This window comes from Mycobacterium sp. JS623 (assembly GCF_000328565.1).
GTDB lineage: Bacteria > Actinomycetota > Actinomycetes > Mycobacteriales > Mycobacteriaceae > Mycobacterium.
On record NC_019966.1, the window covers coordinates 6,003,987 to 6,023,780 of the forward strand.

Annotated in this window: 19 protein-coding genes; 10 read left to right on the plus strand and 9 right to left on the minus strand. The window is 65.1% G+C overall.

Going from position 1 to position 19,794, the window contains the following annotated elements; translation table 11 throughout:
* The first annotated feature begins 29 nt into the window (after nt 1–29).
* The 7 genes from glnT to leuA all read left to right on the plus strand — a co-directional run bounded on the left by glnT (nt 30) and on the right by leuA (nt 8,317).
* The gene (gene glnT / locus MYCSM_RS29155; protein WP_015309778.1) at nt 30–1,331 is read left to right on the plus strand and encodes a type III glutamate--ammonia ligase; all 1,302 of its coding nucleotides are present in this window, start codon (nt 30–32) and stop codon (nt 1,329–1,331) included.
* A gap of 25 nt (nt 1,332–1,356) precedes the next feature.
* On the plus strand, nt 1,357–2,229 hold the full coding sequence (locus MYCSM_RS29160; RefSeq protein ID WP_015309779.1) for a glutamate synthase: 873 nt from the start codon (nt 1,357–1,359) through the stop codon (nt 2,227–2,229).
* Nucleotides 2,217–2,933, plus strand: coding sequence for a glutamate synthase (locus tag MYCSM_RS29165; RefSeq protein ID WP_015309780.1), 717 nt, complete (start codon nt 2,217–2,219; stop codon nt 2,931–2,933). The genes MYCSM_RS29160 and MYCSM_RS29165 overlap by 13 nt, the downstream gene beginning before the upstream one ends.
* Nucleotides 2,933–4,285, plus strand: a complete 1,353-nt coding sequence (locus tag MYCSM_RS29170) for an FMN-binding glutamate synthase family protein (RefSeq protein WP_015309781.1) — start codon at nt 2,933–2,935, stop codon at nt 4,283–4,285. The genes MYCSM_RS29165 and MYCSM_RS29170 overlap by 1 nt, the downstream gene beginning before the upstream one ends.
* Nucleotides 4,282–5,466 (plus strand): NAD(P)/FAD-dependent oxidoreductase, encoded by a 1,185-nt coding sequence (locus MYCSM_RS29175; RefSeq protein WP_015309782.1) that lies wholly within the window; start codon nt 4,282–4,284, stop codon nt 5,464–5,466. The genes MYCSM_RS29170 and MYCSM_RS29175 overlap by 4 nt, the downstream gene beginning before the upstream one ends.
* Nucleotides 5,467–5,481: 15 nt before the next feature.
* Complete coding sequence (locus MYCSM_RS29180) at nt 5,482–6,129, plus strand: helix-turn-helix domain-containing protein (protein WP_015309783.1); 648 nt, start codon at nt 5,482–5,484, stop codon at nt 6,127–6,129.
* A gap of 343 nt (nt 6,130–6,472) precedes the next feature.
* Nucleotides 6,473–8,317, plus strand: coding sequence for a 2-isopropylmalate synthase (gene leuA, locus MYCSM_RS29185; protein WP_015309785.1), 1,845 nt, complete (start codon nt 6,473–6,475; stop codon nt 8,315–8,317).
* Here leuA and MYCSM_RS29190 read toward each other — a convergent pair.
* From MYCSM_RS29190 to MYCSM_RS29210, 5 genes are all read right to left on the minus strand, one after another.
* Nucleotides 8,314–8,880, minus strand: coding sequence for a TetR/AcrR family transcriptional regulator (locus tag MYCSM_RS29190; RefSeq protein WP_015309786.1), 567 nt, complete (start codon nt 8,878–8,880; stop codon nt 8,314–8,316). The two genes, leuA and MYCSM_RS29190, sit on opposite strands and share 4 nt — an antisense overlap.
* A 108-nt stretch (nt 8,881–8,988) precedes the next feature.
* Nucleotides 8,989–9,450: a VOC family protein gene (locus MYCSM_RS29195; RefSeq protein ID WP_041312821.1), complete on the minus strand. Its 462-nt coding sequence runs from the start codon at nt 9,448–9,450 to the stop codon at nt 8,989–8,991.
* 242 nt (nt 9,451–9,692) lie between these two features.
* Nucleotides 9,693–10,817, minus strand: a complete 1,125-nt coding sequence (locus tag MYCSM_RS29200; protein ID WP_015309788.1) for a YncE family protein — start codon at nt 10,815–10,817, stop codon at nt 9,693–9,695.
* Nucleotides 10,818–11,050: 233 nt separating this feature from the next.
* Nucleotides 11,051–12,208 (minus strand): M24 family metallopeptidase, encoded by a 1,158-nt coding sequence (locus MYCSM_RS29205; protein WP_015309789.1) that lies wholly within the window; start codon nt 12,206–12,208, stop codon nt 11,051–11,053.
* Complete coding sequence (locus MYCSM_RS29210; RefSeq protein WP_015309790.1) at nt 12,205–13,362, minus strand: M24 family metallopeptidase; 1,158 nt, start codon at nt 13,360–13,362, stop codon at nt 12,205–12,207. Before MYCSM_RS29210 ends, MYCSM_RS29205 begins: the two co-directional genes overlap by 4 nt.
* 106 nt (nt 13,363–13,468) lie before the next feature.
* Here MYCSM_RS29210 and MYCSM_RS29215 point away from each other — a divergent pair, with 106 nt between their 5' ends.
* A complete protein-coding gene (locus MYCSM_RS29215) occupies nt 13,469–14,731 on the plus strand; it encodes a cytochrome P450 (protein WP_015309791.1) in 1,263 nt (420 codons plus the stop codon).
* On the opposite strand, the gene MYCSM_RS29220 is transcribed toward MYCSM_RS29215, so the two are convergent.
* Complete coding sequence (locus MYCSM_RS29220) at nt 14,728–15,717, minus strand: DEDDh family exonuclease (RefSeq protein WP_015309792.1); 990 nt, start codon at nt 15,715–15,717, stop codon at nt 14,728–14,730. The two genes, MYCSM_RS29215 and MYCSM_RS29220, sit on opposite strands and share 4 nt — an antisense overlap.
* 73 nt (nt 15,718–15,790) lie before the next feature.
* Here MYCSM_RS29220 and MYCSM_RS29225 point away from each other — a divergent pair, with 73 nt between their 5' ends.
* Together MYCSM_RS29225 and MYCSM_RS29230 are read left to right on the plus strand one after the other, a co-directional pair.
* On the plus strand, nt 15,791–17,032 hold the full coding sequence (locus MYCSM_RS29225; RefSeq protein WP_015309793.1) for a Mur ligase family protein: 1,242 nt from the start codon (nt 15,791–15,793) through the stop codon (nt 17,030–17,032).
* The gene (locus MYCSM_RS29230) at nt 17,025–17,741 is read left to right on the plus strand and encodes a type 1 glutamine amidotransferase (protein WP_015309794.1); all 717 of its coding nucleotides are present in this window, start codon (nt 17,025–17,027) and stop codon (nt 17,739–17,741) included. The genes MYCSM_RS29225 and MYCSM_RS29230 overlap by 8 nt, the downstream gene beginning before the upstream one ends.
* An 80-nt stretch (nt 17,742–17,821) precedes the next feature.
* On the opposite strand, the gene MYCSM_RS29235 is transcribed toward MYCSM_RS29230, so the two are convergent.
* The 3 genes from MYCSM_RS29235 to MYCSM_RS29245 form a co-directional block, all read right to left on the minus strand.
* Nucleotides 17,822–18,670, minus strand: coding sequence for a hypothetical protein (locus tag MYCSM_RS29235; protein ID WP_015309795.1), 849 nt, complete (start codon nt 18,668–18,670; stop codon nt 17,822–17,824).
* 175 nt (nt 18,671–18,845) lie between these two features.
* Complete coding sequence (gene recR, locus MYCSM_RS29240) at nt 18,846–19,445, minus strand: recombination mediator RecR (RefSeq protein WP_015309796.1); 600 nt, start codon at nt 19,443–19,445, stop codon at nt 18,846–18,848.
* 1 nt (nt 19,446) lies between these two features.
* Nucleotides 19,447–19,779 (minus strand): YbaB/EbfC family nucleoid-associated protein, encoded by a 333-nt coding sequence (locus MYCSM_RS29245; protein ID WP_041312825.1) that lies wholly within the window; start codon nt 19,777–19,779, stop codon nt 19,447–19,449.
* Nucleotides 19,780–19,794: the final 15 nt, after the last annotated feature.

A 19,794-nucleotide genomic window follows, 5' to 3' on the forward strand; every position in this document is an offset into this window, starting at 1 on the left:
CGGCCGGCCCCTCATTCGATTGGAGAACCATGTCCGAGCTCGCCACCCTGGCCGAACAGTCAGGAACGAAATTCATCCTCGCGCTGTTCGTCGACCTGCGAGGCAAACCGTGCGCGAAGCTGGTGCCCGTCGAGGCCGTCGACCTGCTCGCCACCGAGGGTGTCGGCTTCGCGGGATACGCCGTCGGCGCCATCGGCCAGGAGCCCAAAGACCCTGACCTGATGGCCATTCCGGATTCGGCGTCGTTCACCCCGATCCCGTTCATCAAGGACGGCCTCGCGATCGTTCATTGCGACCCGCATGTCAACGGCGAGCCGTGGCCTTATGCGCCGCGGGTGATCCTCAAGTCGCTGATACAACGGGCGGCAGATGCCGGTTACGAGCCGTGGGTCGGCGCCGAGGTGGAATACTTTCTGCTGCAACGCAATTCCAACGGAAGCCTGTCGGTAGCCGACCCTGCCGACACCGCCGCACAACCCTGTTACGACGCCCGTGGCGTCACCCGGATGTACGACCACCTCACCGGGATCTCGGCAGCGATGAACACACTCGGCTGGTCCAATTACGCCAACGACCACGAGGACGGCAACGGCCAGTTCGAGCAGAACTTCGAATACGCCGACGCGCTGACCACCGCCGATCGCGTGATCACACTGCGCTACATCCTGTCGATGATCGCGGCCGAACGCGGCATGGTCGCCACCTTTATGCCCAAGCCGTTCGCCGAGAAGACGGGCAGTGGTTTGCATCTGCACGTGTCGCTGACCACCGGTGGCACCCCTGTGTTCCCCGCCGACGACGACGCCCGCGGCCTCGGCCTGTCCGACACCGCGTATGCGTTCATCGGCGGGATCCTCGATCACGCCAGCGCGCTGCAGGCGGTAGTGGCGCCAACGGTCAACTCCTACAAGCGAACCGGCGCGACGACCACCGCGTCGGGTGCATCGTGGGCGCCGAAGACCCCGACCTACGGCGGCAACGACCGCACCCACTACATTCGGGTGCCCGACTCGGCGCGTATCGAGCTACGCGGCGGCGACGGCTCGGCCAACCCTTATCTGGCGATCGCCGCGGCGTTGGGCGCGGGCATCGACGGGATCAAACGTAGCGCCGACCCGGGAGACATTGGTGCACAGGACCGGTCGCCGCTGCCCCCGACACTGCTGCACGCGGTCGACGAATTCGAGGGCGACCCGGTGGTCGCGGGTGTGCTCGACGCCGCGGGCGACGGTGTTGCCGGCTACTTCGCCAATATCAAGCGCGAGGAGTTCTTCGCTTACCACAGCGCCGTGACGCCGTGGGAGATCGACAGCTATCTCACCGCGTTCTGAATCGTCAAGTCAGAGGAGACAAATCATGTGTGGGATCGTTGGGTTGCACCTCCGCAACCCGGATCTCTATTCCCAGCTTGGGGAACTGCTCACCGGAATGTTGTGCGAGATGGGTGACCGTGGCAGCGATTCGGCTGGCGTCGCCGTCTACGGCGACCCGGTCTGGTCGCCGCCGGGCCGGGGCTGCGTCTCGGTGCTGGAGGTGACCCCGACAGCCGAGGCCATCGACCTCGACGTCGACATCACCCGACTCGGCGATACGTATCTCGTGACGGCAGACGTGGCATCCGACGTTCTGTTAAAGGCCGTCAAGGCGGCATACCCGCAGGCGCTGATCGCCGGGTTTGGTTCGGATATGGCCGTGCTCAAGGGAGTCGGCCATCCCCGCGTGCTGACCGACGCCTGGGGGCTGGCCACGGCGCAGGGCTGGCAGGGTGCCGGGCACACCAGGATGGCGACCGAGTCGGCGGTGACTCCTGCGGGTTGTCATCCGTACGCGGTCGGCCCCGAGCAGTGCATGGTGCACAACGGCTCGTTTGCCAACCACGCCACGATCCGCCGCGAACTACGCGCCGCCGGTGTGCAATTCGACAGCGAGAACGACACCGAGGTGGGTGCGCGCTTCATCGCAAAGCAATTGGCCGACGGTCGCGACGTGCAGGCCGCGCTGAAGGAGTTGTGCGCAACCTTCGACGGGTTCTACACGCTGTTGGTGTCCAACCGCGACTCGTTCGCGGTGGTGCGCGACGCGATCGCCTGCAAGCCGGCCGTCATCGCCGAAACCGACGACTGGATAGCGATGGGCAGCGAATACCGCGCGCTGGCAGGACTTCCCGGCGTCGATGCCGCCAAGATCTGGGAGCCGGAGCCGGAGGTGATCTACGCATGGACACGGTGACATGCTCATCGCGCAAGCGCTCATCGGCGACCGCATTCGATCTGCGCACCACGCCGCTGCGCGACGTCAACGCCGCCCTGCATGCGCCCGACCTGTCCGGCGAATTCGTGATCGCACATCCCGACGGCGCGCACAACGTTGCCGTCGGCGTCGACGCACCGGTGAAAATCACCGTCGAGGGACATGTCGGTTACTACGCCGCCGGCATGAACGAGCGCGCCGAGATCACCGTCGACGGCAACGCAGGCACCGGCGTCGCCGAGAACATGATGAGCGGGACGGTCTGGGTCAAGGGCAGCGCTTCGCAATCGGCGGGTGCAACCGCGCATGGTGGCCTGCTGGTGATCGAGGGAAACGCAGCCGCGCGGTGCGGCATTTCGATGAAAGGCGTCGACATCGTGGTGGGCGGCGACGTCGGACACATGAGTGCGTTCATGGCACAGGCGGGCCGGCTGGTGATTCGCGGCGATGCCGGTGAGGCGCTGGGCGATTCGATTTACGAGGCCCGCATCTACGTGCGCGGCGAGGTCGCCTCGCTCGGCGCCGACTGCGTCGCCAAGGAGATGCGGTCCGAGCATCACAAGGAGCTCGAGTACCTGCTCAAGGCTGCGGGTTTCGAGGGCGACGACACCGCCGCCTACACCCGCTACGGCTCCGCGCGAAACCTCTACCACTTCCACATCGACAACGCTTCGAGCTACTGATGAACATTGACAACCGTGCGCAGCTGGGCCTGCGTGAATCCGCCACCTTCGACCGGCCAACGATCGCTGCCATCCAGCGCGCGGCCGAAACCGGCATCTACGACATTCGCGGCTGGGGCGCCAAGCGGCCACTTCCGCATTTCGACGACCTGCTGTTCCTTGGCGCTTCGATGTCACGCTATCCGCTGGAAGGGTACCGAGAGCGGTGCGGTACCGATGTGGTGCTCGGTGACCGGTTCGCGAAACACCCACTGCACCTCGATATTCCGGTGACGATCGCTGGCATGTCGTTCGGGGCGCTGTCCGGGCCGGCCAAGGAGGCGTTGGGTCGTGGCGCCAGCGAGGTGGGTACGTCGACCACGACGGGCGACGGTGGCATGACACTCGAGGAGCGTGGGCAGAGCAAATACCTTGTCTACCAATACCTTCCGTCCCGGTACGGGATGAACCCGGACGACCTCCGCACGGCCGACGCGATCGAGGTGGTGCTCGGCCAGGGCGCCAAACCCGGCGGCGGCGGAATGCTGCTGGGCCAGAAGATCTCCGAACGGGTGGCCGGAATGCGAACGTTGCCCGAGGGCATCGACCAGCGCTCGGCATGCAGGCACCCCGACTGGACGGGTCCCGACGATCTGACCATCAAGATCAACGAACTCCGTGAGATCACCGATTGGGAGAAGCCGATCTACGTCAAGGTCGGCGCTACCCGCACGTACTACGACGTGAAGCTGGCCGTGCACGCCGGCGCCGATGTCGTGGTCGTCGACGGCATGCAGGGCGGCACCGCCGCCACCCAAGAAGTGTTCATCGAGCACGTCGGCGTCCCGACGCTGGCCGCGGTCCCCCAGGCGGTGCAGGCGCTGGCGGAGCTGGGGGTGCATCGGCCCGGGGCGAGCGGAGCCACAGGAAAAAGGGGGGTGCAGTTGATTGTTTCGGGCGGCATTCGCACCGGCGCCGATGTGGCCAAGGCGCTGGCGCTGGGCGCCGACGCCGTGGCGATCGGTACGGCTGCATTGATTGCGTTGGGCGACAACCATCCTCGCTACGCCGCCGAGTACGAGAAGCTGGGCAGCGCCGCGGGTTTCTTCGACGACTTCCAGGACGGCACCGATCCTGCGGGCATCAGCACGCAGGATCCCGAACTCGCGGCCCGATTCGACCCCGTCGAGGGTGGCCGCAGGCTGGCGAACTATCTGCGGGTACTGACCATGGAGGCCCAAACCATCGCGCGCGCATGCGGCAAGGCGCACGTGTGCCACCTCGAGCCGGAAGACCTTGTCGCGGTGACCATCGAGGCGGCGGCCATGGCGCGGGTGCCGCTGGCGGGCACGTCATGGATACCGGGCCAATGAGCACCGCGGACGTCGTCATCGTCGGCGGAGGCATTGAAGGCGCAGCTGCGGCGTGGGCGCTGTCCCAACGTGACGTGACGGACGTCGTTGTGGCCGAACGTAACACCGTCGCATCAGGAATGACCGGCAAGTCCAGTGGCATCGTCCGCTGCCATTACGGCGTCACCTCGCTTGCTGCCATGGCCGCGGCCGGACTCGAGGTTTTCGAGAAGGCCGAGGAGATCTTCGGCACCGACATCGGCTTCCGGCAGACCGGATACGTCGTGGGCGTCGGTGAAGCCAACGTCGAATCGCTGCGCAAAAGCCTTGCCGCGCAACGCGCTGTCGGCGTGCAGACCGAGGAGATCGACCGAGCCGAGGTCGCCCGCATGTGGCCGTTCGCTGACCTGTCTCCGTTCAAGGCGTTCGGGTGGGAGGCGCGCGGCGGCTACGGTGACGCTTACATGACCGCGCAGGCCTTCGCGACGTCGGCGCGTGCGGCCGGTGTCCGAATCCGGCAGGCCACCACCGTCACCGAGCTGCTGGTCACTGAAGACCGCGTCACCGGTGTCCGGCTGGCCGATGGCAGCGAGATTTCGGCAGGCACCGTCGTCATCGCAACGGGAGCGTGGACGAAGCCATTTCTGGCGCCCTACGGCATTGAGGTGCCTATCCGCGTGGTGCGAGAACAGATCGTCACGATCGCGCCCGGCGTCGATATCGGTGCCGTGCCCGTGTTTTCCGATCTGGTGTCGCTGCAATACATCAGACCGGAAGTCGGCGGCGACGTCCTGTTCGGCAACAGCGACCTGTCAGAGGTCGAAGAGGCCGACCCCGACAACTATTTGAATCGCGCCACCGATGCATTCGTCGACCTGACCGTCGAGAAGGTCGGCACCCGCTTCCCCGGCTTCACCGATGCGGCGATCAGCAGCAGCTACGCGGGGTGCTACGACGTCACACCCGATTGGAACCCCGTCATCTCCATGACGAGCCTCGAGGGCCTCATCGTCGCAGCGGGGTTCAGCGGGCACGGCTTCAAGATCGCGCCCGCCGTGGGGCAGTTGGTGGCTGACCTCATCATCGACGGCCGCAGCACAGACCCTCGGATCCCGGAGTCCGACTTCCGGCTCTCCCGGTTCGATGACGGCGACCCGCTGAAGAGCCCCTATCCGTACGTCGGTGCCGGGCAAATGCGATGATTCCTGACAGGAAACATGTCTGAGGTTCCGCTTCTTCGCAACAAGTCCGGCACGGCTCGCGACCGTGACCCACACGAGCCCGTAGAGGAGCTCGAGTTCGAGGCCGCCATCGGCCGCAACGTCCGGCAGCTGCGGCTACAACATGGCCTGACGGTGGCGGAAATGGCTGCCCGCGTTGGGATTTCCAAAGCGATGATGTCCAAGATCGAAAACGCCCAGACTTCATGCAGCCTCAGCACACTTGCGTTGCTGGCCAAGGGGTTCGACGTGCCGGTCACCAGCTTGTTCCGCGGCGCTGACGTCGAGCGTCCCGCAGCGTTCGTCAAGGCGGGCACCGGCGCGCGGATCGTCCGCAACGGCACGAAGGAAGGCCACGAGTACCAGCTGCTCGGGTCGCTGCGAGGGGAGCACAAGCGGCTCGAGTGCCTGCACGTCACGCTGTCGGAGAAGAGTCAGACCTACCCGCTGTTCCAGCACCCCGGCACCGAGTTCATTTACATGCTCGAAGGCGTCATGGACTACAGCCACAGCCGCTCGGTGTACCGGCTACATCCGGGCGACTCACTGCAGATCGACGGCGAGGGCGCACATGGACCCATCGACCTTGTCGAGGTGCCGATCCGGTTCCTGTCGGTGATCGCCTTCCCCGACTCTCAGGTCTGATTATCTCCCGCCACCCGCAGCACCTCGAAGCCCGTCAGCACCGTAGCGGCGCCAGCGGCGGTCAGGATGAGTCTGCTGCGGGTAGAGGCGGTAGCCACGACGCGCTGTTTCTGCGTTCGGCGATCCCCCATAGGTCGCGCTCACAGGTAGGAGCGGCGGCACCCGGTCCCAGTAACACTTTTTCGCGACTTTTTTGGCCCGATGGTTGGGCTTGCTACAGTGGTCGGGTGCAGCGGGTGCTCCTTCTCGGCAGCCGCGACGGGGTCTGATCAGACTGGCCTCCCGTCGCGGGTAGTCGCGATGCGCCGGTCGAGTCCCGTCTATAACTCCCGGAGCAATCCCAATGACCACCTTCTCGAAATCCACACCTGATTCACCTGACGCCTTCTCGTCGGTACGCAGCATCAACAAACCCGCCGGCCCACCGAACCCTGGACAGCCCGCCTGGAACACCCAGCGGAGGACGTCGATGCCGGTCAGCCGGTATCGCAGCTTCGCCGAAGAGGTGCCGGGCGGGAGCCCGGCGTTCGGCCCAGTGCCGGTTCCTTTTGACCGCACCTGGCCCGACAAGGTCGTCGATCACGCCCCGATGTGGTGCGCGGTTGATCTTCGCGACGGCAACCAGGCCCTGATCGACCCCATGAGCCCGGCGCGCAAGCGCCGCATGTTCGACCTGCTGGTCCGGATGGGCTACAAGGAGATCGAGGTCGGGTTCCCGTCGGCCAGCCAGACTGACTTCGACTTCGTTCGCGAGATCATCGCCGACGGTGCTATCCCTGACGACGTCACCATCCAAGTGCTCACGCAATGCCGCCCGGAGCTGATCGAGCGGACATTCGAGGCGTGTGAGGGCGCACCGCGCGCGATCGTGCACTTCTACAACTCGACGTCGATCCTGCAGCGCCGCGTGGTCTTCAAAGCCGACCGTGAGGCCGTCAAGAAGATCGCCACCGACGGCGCCCGGATGTGCGTCGAACAGGCCAAGAACTATCCCGGCACGCTGTGGCGCTACGAGTACTCACCGGAGTCCTACACCGGCACCGAACTGGAGTACGCCGTCGATGTCTGCAACTCCGTCGCCGAGATCATCCAGCCGACACCCGACGTGCCGCTGATCGTCAACCTTCCGGCCACCGTCGAGATGGCGACACCAAACGTGTACGCGGACTCGATCGAGTGGATGCACCGGCATCTGACCCCGCGGGACAGCATCATCCTGAGCCTGCATCCGCACAATGACCGCGGAACAGCCGTCGCCGCAGCGGAATTGGGGTACCAGGCCGGCGCCGACCGAATCGAGGGTTGCCTATTCGGCAACGGTGAGCGCACCGGCAACGTCTGCATCGTGACTCTGGGGCTGAACCTGTTCTCCCGCGGCATCGACCCGCAGATCGACTTCTCCAACATCGACGAGATCCGGCGCACCGTCGAGTACTGCAACCAGCTGCCGGTGCACGAACGCCATCCGTACGGCGGCGATCTCGTCTACACCGCGTTCTCCGGCAGCCATCAGGACGCCATCAACAAGGGCCTCGACGCGATGAAGAGCCAAGCGGACGACGTCGGCTCGGATGTTGACGACCTCCTCTGGCAAGTCCCTTATCTGCCGATCGACCCCAAAGATGTCGGCCGCACGTACGAGGCCGTCATCCGGGTCAACTCGCAATCGGGCAAGGGTGGTGTGGCCTACATCATGAAGGCCGACCACGGCCTGGCCCTGCCGCGCCGGCTGCAGATCGAGTTCAGCCAGGCGATCCAGAAGATCACCGACGGTGAGGGCGGCGAGGTGTCGCCGAAGGAGATGTGGGACGTCTTCGCCGACGAGTACCTGGCGCCGATCCGGCCGCTGGAGCGCATCCGGCAGAAGGTCACCGCCGCCGAGGTCGACGGCGGAACAGACACGATCGAGGCTGTGGTCAAGGTCGACGGCGTTGAACGCGAGATCGTCGGCGCGGGCAACGGCCCGCTCGCCGCGTTCGTCGACGCGCTCGGTGCCATCGGGATCAACGTGTCCGTACTGGACTACTCCGAGCACGCCCTCTCGGCGGGCGAGGAGGCGCAGGCAGCCGCCTACGTCGAGGCGTCGATCGACGGCAAGACCGTATGGGGTGTCGGCATCGCGACGTCGATCACCACCGCATCGCTTCGCGCCGTGGTGTCGGCGGTCAACCGCGCCAGTCGTTCCTAATCCAGGAAGGCGCTCAGCAGTCGGTCCACAAGACCGGCGGCATCTAGCGCGCCCGAGTCGGGTGCAATGGTGAGGTTGCTGAACACAAAGCCGTTGAGCAATCTGCTGAGTTCGTCCATCCGCTGCGGTGTCGGGGTGAAGCCGGCGGCCTCGATGATGAGCGTCGCCGACTTCACCGCGGCCGCCTGAAGCTCCTTCATCAGTGGCCGAAGTTCTTCTCGCCGTGTGCTTTCCATGAACAGCTCGAAACGTGCGAGGGTGAACCGGCGCGTCCGCTCGTCTGGTTCGAGCATGCGAATCATCAACGCCTTCAACGCGTCACGGCTCAGCGGGCCGATCGCCGACTGCAACATCTCGACACGCTGCCAGTGCAGGTCGACCGTGCGCTGGGCGGTCGCCTCGAGCAGTGCCTGGCGCGTGCGGAAGTAGTTCGACGTGGTGCCTGCGGGCACACCTGCGCGGCTGTCGACCTGCCGATGCGTCAAACCCCCGACGCCGTCGTCACACAGGATGTCGATTGCGGCGTCGAGGATCTGCGTCCGTCGCTCCGGGTTGGGAGGCATCAGCTTCTATAGTGCAGTTTCGCGAGCATCGTCAGGAAGACCGCACTAATTTCGCCGCGGCCAGCACAGCCGACTGTATCACTACGATCGTAGTGATCGCAATACCGGTTACGGCCGGGGCGGCAGACTCGCCAGCCACGAGTCGGGCAGCAACTCGATCAGCTGTCCGTCGGGATCACGGATCATCGCGAACTGTTCCGTCACGGTCTCTTCGATCACAGACCCGCCGAACTCCTCGACCATCGTCAAAACGGCGGCCAGATCGGACACCGATAGCGATATATGGGTCAACCCCGCCTGGTCCATCGGCCGCCGCGCACCGGCGTGCACGTCACGCTTCGAGTAGTCCAGCAGCTCGAGCACCAGCCCGTCACGCACCAGGTAGGTCGCACGCACGCCGATCGGCCGGTCCAGTTGCAGCAGCTTTTCGGTGCCCTCGTCGGGCAGTTCGAGATCCCACCAAAACGTGAAACCGAGCAGACCCTCGTAGAACCGGCGGGATCGCTCGCGATCTGCGACGCACAACCCGACGTGGTTGAAAACCGTACGACGTGCCTCGAACACAGACATGGCTCCTATGCGATCCGGCGGACGCGGACGGTCGTTGACCGCTTCATCCTCCCACAAACGGGACCTGTTGCACGACAAAGGAAGAGCGACAAACGCAGGTCCACGCCAGTTCGAAGCCGATCCGAATCAGCTCTAACCCTTGCGCTTCTCCGATACGTCCGCGTACCTAGGAAACCGCGGGGATTCCCTCAGACAGGCTGTGATCCAAGACCTTTCAGACACAAGACCGACGCGGGCCATGGTCACGACCTGCTGACGTCGTCTATCTCGATCTTGTTCGATTGGTTCAAGTAGGTGTATGCGTGGTGACTGCCCGGCAGATAGCCCTCAGTATGGAATCCCGATTCCGTTTTTACATCAGTGATGTTTTCGTGGGTGGCGAGGTCGACGACGCCCATGACTCCCGCCTTACTTTCGCCGAGGAAGAGCAGGCCGTCATCAGTGTCCGCCGCGAGTTGGTCCATGCCGGATGCCGTCTTCACGGTGTAGACAACCTTCCCGGTGTCCGGATCGATAGCGATCACCTTCGGGTCAGACGTCCCCACCCAGAGCAATCGACGCGCCTGGTCGAAGTAGATATCCTTCGTCGCCACATCGGGGCTCAGCGGAGTGAAGACTTTCTGGATCGTCCGGGTCTTCGCGTCTATGACGTCGACGTTGTTGTCGTCGGATTGATAGATCTTGTCGTCGGCGCTTGAATACGTTCCCAGGTCGGGTCCGGTTTTGGGCTGTGCCGGATCAAGATTCAGGGTCCCCTCGATGGCAAATGGTGCGGTGGCCGAGAACTGTTCCATGTTGTTCGAGTCATCGTTGGCGACAAAGACACTGTTCTCATGCGGGTCGTAATAGATGGCGTCGGGCGTTTTTCCGCCTGACGGCACGGTGGCGATGACCTTCCAGCTGGGTTTCGCGATGACTGCGACGGTTCCGGAGTCCGCTTCGGCCACGAAGACATACGAGTCGCTGAAGGCAATGCCATTCCCGCTCGCTATCTGGGGTACAACCGCTTCCACGCTGTTGGCGGTCGTGTCTATGACGACAACATTGTTGTCCGGACTTTGGGCAACATATGCGGCGTGGGCTCCCGGGTCGACGACAACCTCGTCTCCATGGCCTCCGACACCGGGGAGAGCAATGGTTTTCTGAGTGATGACGTTCACCTTCGGTGCGGGCTTTTGGCTGACAGGCGCCGCCGGAGCAGCGGACGGTGCGCTGCAGCTGACGGTGAGGAGGGTGGCGGTGGCGATGGCCACCACCCCTAGGACGGGTTTGAACACAGAACTGCCGCCTCTCGCGTTGTCGGGCGCCGCACGGCGCATCGGCACGAGTTCGGGGTTCCTAACCCGCGCGACCGGGAAGAAGTTCACTGCTTCAGGGCAACCCTGGCGCTGCGAAAATACCTACCGGAGATTGCATACCGTATAACGCATACTCGTGTGATGCAACTCACTGCTTCGTCGTAGTGTCTAGCGGCGTTCGGCCCCGGTCCGGAATGCACGCAGCAGAGGCGATCGCCACCGCGGCAGCATCGCCCGGCCCCCGTCGATATTTCGAGCAAGCCGTGTCCGTTCGGAGGTGAAAATCGTTCGTTGGCTTGCCATTACAACCTTCCGAAGCGGGTGAGCGACGTTGGCCCACCGTCCTCGACGAGCACCGTATCGCGCAACAGGCAGCCACCGATGCCCTCCTGGGTGACCCAGGACTGCACGCTCAACACCATTCCGGCGTCAATGACTGCGTCGCGGCCGCGCCCGAGACCTATCAGTGGCGGCTCCGCGCCCAATCCCAGACCATGCGCGAGCGGGACCCCCGGGTCATTGAGCCCCGCGTCTGCCCATCCGCGGTACAGGTCTGCACCGGTGTTTCCAGGGCGGCATGCAGCGATCAGCGAGTCCATTCCGCGTGCGCATCGCGACGCGAGTTCTCTCACGTCGCGGCGCGTGCCGGCTACCCGGGTGCGACCCAGGCCCGCTTCGTAGCCGGCGTACAGCGCGCCCGGCGCAAGGGTCGCCAATTCGCTGTCGCGGATGGGTCGGTCGGATGCCAAATGGCGGAACCGGACTGGCCCGCTCGGTGCCGTCGTGAAACACACGCCTTCCGACGGCGGCATCGGCGCACCGAGGCTTGCGATCCGCTCGTGGTAAACGCCGAGCAGTTCGCGCTCGGTGACGCCCGGCCTCAGCGCGTCTTCCATCGCACTCAGAGCACCCTCGGATATCGCCGACGCCACCTCCAGGCAGACGATCTCGTCGGGCGTCTTGATCCGGCGCGCAGTCGTCATCACCGGGCCGGCGTCGACGAGATCGGCCTGCGTCACGAGTTGCGGGATCAACGCGGCGAACATCGGCGTCAACCCGTCGGTGCCGACCCGCCGCGCGTCGCGCAGACCGGGAATACTCGCCAAATCGGCCGCGAGGTTCGCCGGATTCCAGCTCATGCGGTACAGGTCGTCGCGGCCGATCTCCGGCGGCACTCCCTCGTCCCACGTCGACAGCAGATGCACGCGACTGCTTTCCCGCACCACGACAGCGACCGGAGCGAACGGCAGCACACCCGAGCGTCCCAGCTGACGGGCTCCCGACACATACCGCACGTTGCCGACGCCGCCGAGCATCAGTGCGTCGAGACCGTGGCTTTCCATGCCGGAGAAGACTTTTGCGCGGCGTTCGGCGCGCAGCCGGGTGAAGTCGACGCGGGCGTCGTCCTCGAGGCCCATCATGCCGATGTACAGGCCGCGGTCCCGCGCTATCGGACTCACGCTTCGACCCCATACGGCTCATACGTCGAGCCGCTGAGTTTCACCCATCCCGTATCGGTCACGGCCACAATGTCTTCCGATCGATATCCGGCACACCCTTCTTCCCAGATGACCGGCTCGAGGACCAGCACCATGCCCGGTTGCATGATGAGCCGCTCATCGAAGCCCTTGCCCAAGTCTGTTCCGATGAGCGGCATTTCGGCGCTCTCCGTGCCGACCCCGTGCGCCAAGTAGAAGTGCTCGATCCAGGGCCGGACCCCATCGTTGGCGTCGATGGCGGCCTTGCCGAGCTCCATCGCGGACACGCCGGGCTTCAAAACGTCCAGGGCCGCGTCGACGACCGCACGCCAACGGCGGAAGTGCTCCTGCTGCTTGGCATTCGGGGCTGCGCCGGTTGTCCACGTCCGTCCGTAGTCGGATGCGTAGCCCTCCCAGGTGATGCCGGAGTCGACCCAGATGACATCGCCCTCGCGCAGGAAGCGGTCGGTGGTGACCGTCGGGTAGGCCAGGTCGCCGTGCAGCGTCCACGGTCCTTGTTCGCGCGTCGGCGCCATCACCTGCCAGATCGGATCGATGCCGTTCGCCGACGCGCCGAGTTCGAAGACTCGACGAAGGAATACTGCGCTCAGGTCGATCTGGCGCACCCCGGGACGCAGCGCCGCCAACGCGTCGGTCATCGCAAGCTCATTCAGCCTCTGCGCGTTGCGAATACACGCGATTTCGTCAGGCGTCTTCGTAAGCTTCGCTGCACCAACCACATCAGAGGCGTCGGCCCACTCGAACCGCGGCGACGCACGCAACATCGCATGCGTCTGGTCGTCGACGCCGACGCGGGCGCCTGGAGCGAAATGCTCGGCGAGCGCATTGGCGAATGCGTCGATGCCGTCGTCGAGATCGGGGAACAGCGGGCCGTGCAGATGGTCGTCGGGAAACTCGGCGGGCGCGCCGTGGGGAAACGGCGTGTAGAGGTGCGGTGCCGAATCTCCCTTCACCACCACCGCCACCGCGCGGAATAGCGCTGCGCGATCACCATCCTGGGCCGGGACGGCGGCTCCGGTGGCATAGGCGACCGAACTCGACCCAAGCAGGACCAGGCCGTCGACACCGTGTGTCTCGAGCTGTCGCTGCAGCCGCTCAAAGCGTTCCGCTCGCATCCGCGCGAGATCAGGCAGGTCGGGAATCGCACGCCCGCCGATGGTCGCTTCGTCGATGGGTTCACCTCCCGGGGACTTAACTCCCTAAAAATGCAAAGATAGCCCAATGGGCCGTCCCGACGTCAGTGCCGATGTGATCGTGGGCTTCGATCACCACTCCGACGAGTTCACCCGCAACGAGGAAGAGCTCAACGCCAACCTGCGCAGCCGGTGCCCCGTCGCATGGAATGAGAAGTACGGCGGCTTCTGGTATGTGTCGAGTTACGACGCGGTGGAACAGATCGCACGCGACGGCGAGATGTTCGCCCACAAGTACGAACCGGATGCCGCCGATGGCGTGAATTACCAAGGGGAGATGGGTATTCCGCGTCCCGAGGGCCAGCCGCCGCTGGGCATCGGGGAGGTCGACGGCCCCTACCATCTGGCCCTGCGCAAGGCACTCACCCCGTTCTTCTCCTCTGGCGCCGTCGAGAAGATGCGGCCGTTCATGGAGCAGTCGGTGCATTGGTTCCTCGACCAGAAGATCACCGAGGGCCAGATGGACCTCGTGCTGGACTACGCAAGCCCGGTCCCGGCCATCCTCACCATGCGGCTGATGGGCCTGCCGTACGACAACTGGCGGCTCTATGCCGACCTCTTCCACGGTGTGATGGATGCCGGTGACGCCGACCGATACCACAAGGTGATCGCCGAAGTCCCCGCGATGATCGACGGGCTGCTGGAGTTCGCGGCAACTAGGCGTGCCGATCCGGCCGACGATCTGACGAGTTTCCTTGTTCAGTTCGAATTCGACGGCAAGCGGCTGAACGACAACCAACTGGTCGACATTCTGTGGAACCTTATCGGCGGCGGCGTCGACACCACCACCTCGCTAACCGCGCTGAGCCTGCTGCATCTCGGCACCCATCCGGAGTTGCGGCAACAGCTCGTCGACCACCCTGAGTTGTACCGCACTGCGGCCGACGAGTACCTCAGATACTGCTCGGTCAACAAGACGCTCAGCCGCACGGTCACTCGTGACGCTGTCGTTGGCGGACAACAACTTCGGCGTAACGACCAAGTGCTCATCAGTTGGTTCGCCGCCAACCGCGACGAGCAGGAGTTCGAGCGCGCCGACCAAGTCGTGCTCGACCGGGCGCCCAACCGCCACGTCGCGTTCGGGCTCGGCCCGCACCGCTGCATTGGCGCGCCGCTCGCGCGGGTGATGTTCGCGGTGATGGTGAAGGCCGTGCTTGACCGCATCCCCGACTACGAGGTCGATCTCGGCGGGGTGCATCGCTACTCCGGCAACCCGAGCATGACTGGGCTCGGCAGGCTGCCGGTCACGTTCACGCCCGGTGTGTCGCTGGGTACTGCACGGCCGAGTTAGAAGAGCGCGAACTGCTCGCCGGCCAGCGTGGTGTCGGTGAATTCCTCGATGTCGGTGCCGCCGACGACGCCGCCGAGGAGCCGCATGAAGTCGGTGTCGTTGACAAGCGGCACACCGAGCTCGTTGGCCTGATAGCCCTTGCCGTGCTCGGGTTCGGTCTCGTTGCAGATGACAAGCGAGGTCTCGGGGTCGATGTTGTCGGTGTAGGACAGCCCGGCGTGCACGATCCGCTCGATCAGCTCCTCGTGGGTGCGGGTGACTTCGGCCGATAATCCGACCCGCATGCCCTGCACCAGCGGCCGCCCCCGGACGAACCGGCCGGGATTCACATACGGGCACGGCAGCCGCGAGGCGAGCATCTTCAGCGGGCGCAGCTCGTCGTGGGTGACCTGGCCGTTGGGCCACAGCCGCCGCGACACCGACCGCACCGGCAGCCACACCTTGCGTTCCCTGGCGCGGACCAACACCGGCTTGAGGATCTGGGCGAGCACCATGGCGTCGTCGAGCGCATCGTGCGGCTTGATCTGCGTGATGCCCCAGTGCGACGCCAGCGTCGCCAGTTGAAGGTTCTCGGTGCCCAGTTCGAGGCGGCGGGTCAGCTCGACGGTGCACATCACGGTGTCCACGGGCAGCTCCGCCCCCACCAGCTCGGCCTCGGCGGCCAGGAATGAGTAGTCGAAGCCGACGTTGTGGGCGACGAGCGTGCGGTCCTTCAACAGCTCGACGAGGGGGCCGACGACGTCGCCGAAGCAGGGCTGGCCCTCTAACATCTCGGCGGTCAGCCCGTGCACGTGCGTGGGACCGGGGTCGACGCCGGGGTTGAGCAGTGTGTAGAGGCTTTGCTCGACGTTGCCATCGTCGCCGAGGGCCAGCGCAGCAACGCTCACAATGCGGGCCTGCCCGGGGCGAAAGCCGGACGTCTCGACGTCGACGACCGCCCAGCCCGCCCCGGTCTCGTTTGCCGGCCGGCCCCAGGTTTGGCTCACGTTTCGAGCATGGCACGGGCCCCTGACATCGCCGGATCGCTGGCCAGCGTGTCGGCTACCTAAAATGCCGAGGATGGTCACCACTCGTGGACGTTTCGCGCTCGCGGCCGGGGCAAGCGCGCGCTGGGCGTCGCGGGTCACCGGGCGTGGCGCGGGCGCGATGATCGGCGGCCTGGTGGCGCTAGCGCTGGACAAATCGGTGCTAGGTCAGCTCGGCCAGGGCCGTCGCACGGTCGTGATCACCGGCACCAACGGCAAGTCGACGACGACCCGGATGACGGCGGCGGCACTGGGCACCCTCGGGTCGGTCGCGACCAATGCCGAGGGCGCGAACATGGACGCCGGACTGGTCGCCGCGCTGGCAGGATCGCGTGACGCTGCGCTGGCGGCGCTCGAGGTCGACGAGATGCATGTGCCGCACGTGGCGGATGCAATCGACCCGTCGGTGATCGTGCTGCTGAACCTGTCGCGAGATCAGCTGGACCGCGTCGGCGAGATCAACCACATCGAGCGGACGCTGCGTGGCGGGTTGGCGCGTCATCCGTCGACAGCGGTGGTGGCCAACTGCGATGACGTGCTGATGACGTCGGCCGCATACGACAGCGCGCATGTGGTGTGGGTGGCCGCGGGCGGCGGTTGGGCCAACGATTCGGTGAGCTGCCCGCGGTCGGGCGAGATCATCGTGCGCGACGGCAGCCATTGGTATTCCACGGGCACTGACTTCAAGCGTCCCACCCCGCAGTGGTGGTATGACGACGCGAATATCTATGGACCAGATGGGCTTTCGCTGCCGATGACGCTCGCGTTGCCCGGCGCGGTGAACCGTGGGAATGCGACGCAGGCGGTAGCGGCGGCGGTGACGCTGGGCGCGGATCCGGCCGCGGCCGTAGCCGCGGTGTCGGGCGTCGACGAGGTCGCTGGCCGGTACAGCACGGTGCAACTCGGAGCGCATTCGGTGCGAATGTTGTTGGCCAAGAACCCCGCCGGCTGGCAGGAGGCGCTGTCGATGGTCGACACCGATGCGGGCTCGGTGGTGATTTCAGTCAACGGACAGGTCCCCGACGGTGAAGACCTGTCGTGGCTGTGGGACGTCAACTTCGAGCATTTCGTGAAACACTCCCAAGCCAAGCCGGTGGTGGCCGCGGGTGAGCGTGGCACCGATTTGGCGGTGCGCCTTGGCTATGCGGGTGTCGAACATACGTTGGTGCACAACCCGGTTGAGGCGATCGCGTCGTGTCCGCCGGGACATGTCGAGGTGGTCGCCAACTACACCGCGTTCCTGCAACTTCAGCGAGCGGTGGCGCGGCATGGCTGAATCGACGGTACGGATCGGGCTGGTGTTGCCCGATGTGATGGGCACCTACGGCGACGGTGGCAACTCGGTGGTGCTGCGAGAGCGGTTGCGGCTGCGGGGCTTTGATGCGGAGATCGTCGAAATCACGTTGTCGGACGCGGTGCCGTCGCAACTCGACATCTACACCCTTGGCGGTGCGGAGGATTACGCGCAACGGCTGGCGACCAAGCACTTGATCCGTTATCCCGGTTTACAAGAGGCAGCTTCGCGGGGTGCGCCGGTGCTGGCGATCTGCGCGGCGATTCAGGTGCTCGGGCATTGGTATGAGACATCGTCGGGTGAGCGCGTCGACGGGGTCGGCCTGTTGGATGTGACGACGTCGCCGCAGGAGGAGCGAACGATCGGTGAAGTCGTTTCGCAGCCGTTGGTGCCGGGCTTAGCGGAGCGGCTGACAGGATTCGAAAACCACCGCGGCGGAACAGTTCTCGGCCCGGCAGCCAAACCGCTCGCCCGGGTCATCAGCGGTGCGGGCAACCGCGCGGGCGATGGCATCGACGGCGCGGTCCAGGGCAGTGTGGTGGCGACGTACCTGCATGGGCCCTGTCTGGCCCGCAACCCGGAGTTGGCAGACCATCTATTGACGAAGGTTGTCGGGGAGTTGGCGCCGCTGGAGATCGACGAGGTGGCGCAGCTGCGCCGGGAACGCCTAGCGGCCCCGCGCCGCGTCTAGGCCGTCGTCGAAATCGCAGTTATTGCGACAAAATGCGAGTGGACCGCGCAATAAGTGCAGTCTCGAGAAACTCGATGCGTCTAGGGCCGCCAACCTCGCGATATCAATGCCGCCCGCGCACGCTGGACGATGTCAGCTGGCCGGTCCTCCTTGATCACTTGATCGACGATCCAGCCCAGCTCCCTGGCCCTGCGTAGGCCGCGGATGTCGTTGGTGTACTTATTGCGGTTGGTGCGATGCAGATCTCCGTCGTATTCGGATACGACCATGAATTCCTCCCAGCCCATGTCCGCCCACCGAACAACCTTCCCGCGACCCTCGACGATCGGTATTTGCGTTGTAGGCCTTGGCAATCCGGCATCGATATACAACACCCGCAGCCAGGTCTCCTGCGGCGACGCGGCGCCGCCGTCGACCAGCGGAAGGGAAGCTCGCAGTGCCCTCAGCCCACGTGCTCCCCGGTACCGCTTGGCGAGCAGCAGGACGTCCTCGATCGAAAAGATCTGCGAGTGCATGAGCGAATCGAGTCGCGCAATGCCTTCTCCCCGAGGCAGATAGCGGCCGAGGTCGAATGCCGTGCGCACACGGGTGGTGACGGGCAGGCTAGCCACCCTTGTGATCTCGTCATCCTCCAACGCCTCGTTTCGGACCAGCAAGCCGCTCGGTGAGCGGCCGTAGTTCCAGATCAGCTCGATCGGGATGTCATCGGCAACCCATTGGGCACCATGCAGTGCCGAGGCCGCCACTCCCGCGATGACGGCTTGGCGGCCGGATCGCAGCCATGCGCCCTCGATCCGATCGAGCAACGTCATGTCATGCCGCTTGTCGAAATACACATTGCGGAACATCCTCTGATGCCCGCGTCGCAACTCGTATGGAGTGAGCGATCCTTGCGCCACCGCCTCGCTGCCGAGAAACACCTTCCTCACGTGAGGATGCTCGCAAAGAGGGCCGACAGGTCCGCGAAACTGCAGTTACGGCGAGAAATTGCGAGTGAAGTGCGCGATAAGTGCAATCTCGCGGGAGTCCAGGGAGAAACGGCGGTCCAGGGAGAAACAGCGGAAATCCAGCGAGCCGCGGACCGTGCCCGACGGGAGCCGAAACTCAGGCCATTGCGCGGCGGCCCGCCAGGGCCCGGCCCAGCGTCAGCTCGTCGGCGAACTCCAGGTCGCCGCCCATCGGCAGGCCCGACGCAATGCGCGTCACCGTCAAACCCGGGATATCGCGCAGCATCCGCACCAAGTATGTCGCGGTCGCCTCACCCTCGGTGTTCGGATCCGTCGCGATGATCACCTCGGAAATCTCGGTTTCACCGAGGCGGTTCAACAGCTCACGAATCCGAAGTTGTTCTGGCCCAATGCCAGACAGCGGGTCCAACGCCCCACCCAAAACGTGGTAGGTGCCGCGGAATTCGCGGGTGCGCTCGACGGCCTGCACATCCTTCGGCTCCTCGACGACACACACCACAGCGGGATCACGTCGCGCATCAGAACAAATCCGACAGCGGTCCTCGTCGGAGACATTTCCGCATACCGCGCAAAACTTCACGCCGTCGCGAACCTTGTTCAACACCGCGGTCAGCCGGTCGATGTCGGGCGGCTCCACCGACAGCAGGTGGAATGCGATCCGCTGCGCACTCTTCGGCCCGATGCCGGGCAGCTTGCCGAGCTCGTCGATCAAATCCTGGACAGGGCCTTCAAACACTCTAGAGTCCTGGCAGACCTAGGCCACCCATCCCGCCCGCGAGCGGCCCGAGCCGGTCGTGCGCCAGGATGGTGACCTGCTTGGCCGCATCGGCGATGGCGCCGACGATCAGATCCTGCAGCGTCTCGACGTCGGATGGGTCGACGACCTTCGGGTCGATCGACACCGCCACCACCTCACCACTGCCCTTCATGGTGACCTGCACCAGGCCGCCGCCCGCCTGACCGTGGACCTCAGCTGCGGCCAGCGCCTCCTGTGCCTCCATCAGCTGCTGCTGCACCTGCTGCGCCTGTGCGAGGAGTGCCGACATGTCGGGCGTGCCTCCGGGTTGCATGACTGGTCCCCTTGC

What these genes read in the sequence shown, in the direction of transcription:
- MYCSM_RS29230 (WP_015309794.1), top strand. Translation starts at nt 17,025, where the DNA reads ATGGCTGAATCGACGGTACGGATCGGGCTGGTGTTGCCCGATGTGATG.
- MYCSM_RS29165 (WP_015309780.1), top strand. Translation starts at nt 2,217, where the DNA reads ATGGACACGGTGACATGCTCATCGCGCAAGCGCTCATCGGCGACCGCA.
- MYCSM_RS29195 (WP_041312821.1), bottom strand. Translation starts at nt 9,450, where the DNA reads ATGTCTGTGTTCGAGGCACGTCGTACGGTTTTCAACCACGTCGGGTTG.
- MYCSM_RS29225 (WP_015309793.1), top strand. Translation starts at nt 15,791, where the DNA reads ATGGTCACCACTCGTGGACGTTTCGCGCTCGCGGCCGGGGCAAGCGCG.
- MYCSM_RS29170 (WP_015309781.1), top strand. Translation starts at nt 2,933, where the DNA reads ATGAACATTGACAACCGTGCGCAGCTGGGCCTGCGTGAATCCGCCACC.
- MYCSM_RS29160 (WP_015309779.1), top strand. Translation starts at nt 1,357, where the DNA reads ATGTGTGGGATCGTTGGGTTGCACCTCCGCAACCCGGATCTCTATTCC.
- MYCSM_RS29190 (WP_015309786.1), bottom strand. Translation starts at nt 8,880, where the DNA reads ATGCCTCCCAACCCGGAGCGACGGACGCAGATCCTCGACGCCGCAATC.
- MYCSM_RS29215 (WP_015309791.1), top strand. Translation starts at nt 13,469, where the DNA reads ATGGGCCGTCCCGACGTCAGTGCCGATGTGATCGTGGGCTTCGATCAC.
- glnT (WP_015309778.1), top strand. Translation starts at nt 30, where the DNA reads ATGTCCGAGCTCGCCACCCTGGCCGAACAGTCAGGAACGAAATTCATC.
- leuA (WP_015309785.1), top strand. Translation starts at nt 6,473, where the DNA reads ATGACCACCTTCTCGAAATCCACACCTGATTCACCTGACGCCTTCTCG.
- MYCSM_RS29175 (WP_015309782.1), top strand. Translation starts at nt 4,282, where the DNA reads ATGAGCACCGCGGACGTCGTCATCGTCGGCGGAGGCATTGAAGGCGCA.
- MYCSM_RS29210 (WP_015309790.1), bottom strand. Translation starts at nt 13,362, where the DNA reads ATGCGAGCGGAACGCTTTGAGCGGCTGCAGCGACAGCTCGAGACACAC.
- MYCSM_RS29245 (WP_041312825.1), bottom strand. Translation starts at nt 19,779, where the DNA reads ATGCAACCCGGAGGCACGCCCGACATGTCGGCACTCCTCGCACAGGCG.
- MYCSM_RS29180 (WP_015309783.1), top strand. Translation starts at nt 5,482, where the DNA reads ATGTCTGAGGTTCCGCTTCTTCGCAACAAGTCCGGCACGGCTCGCGAC.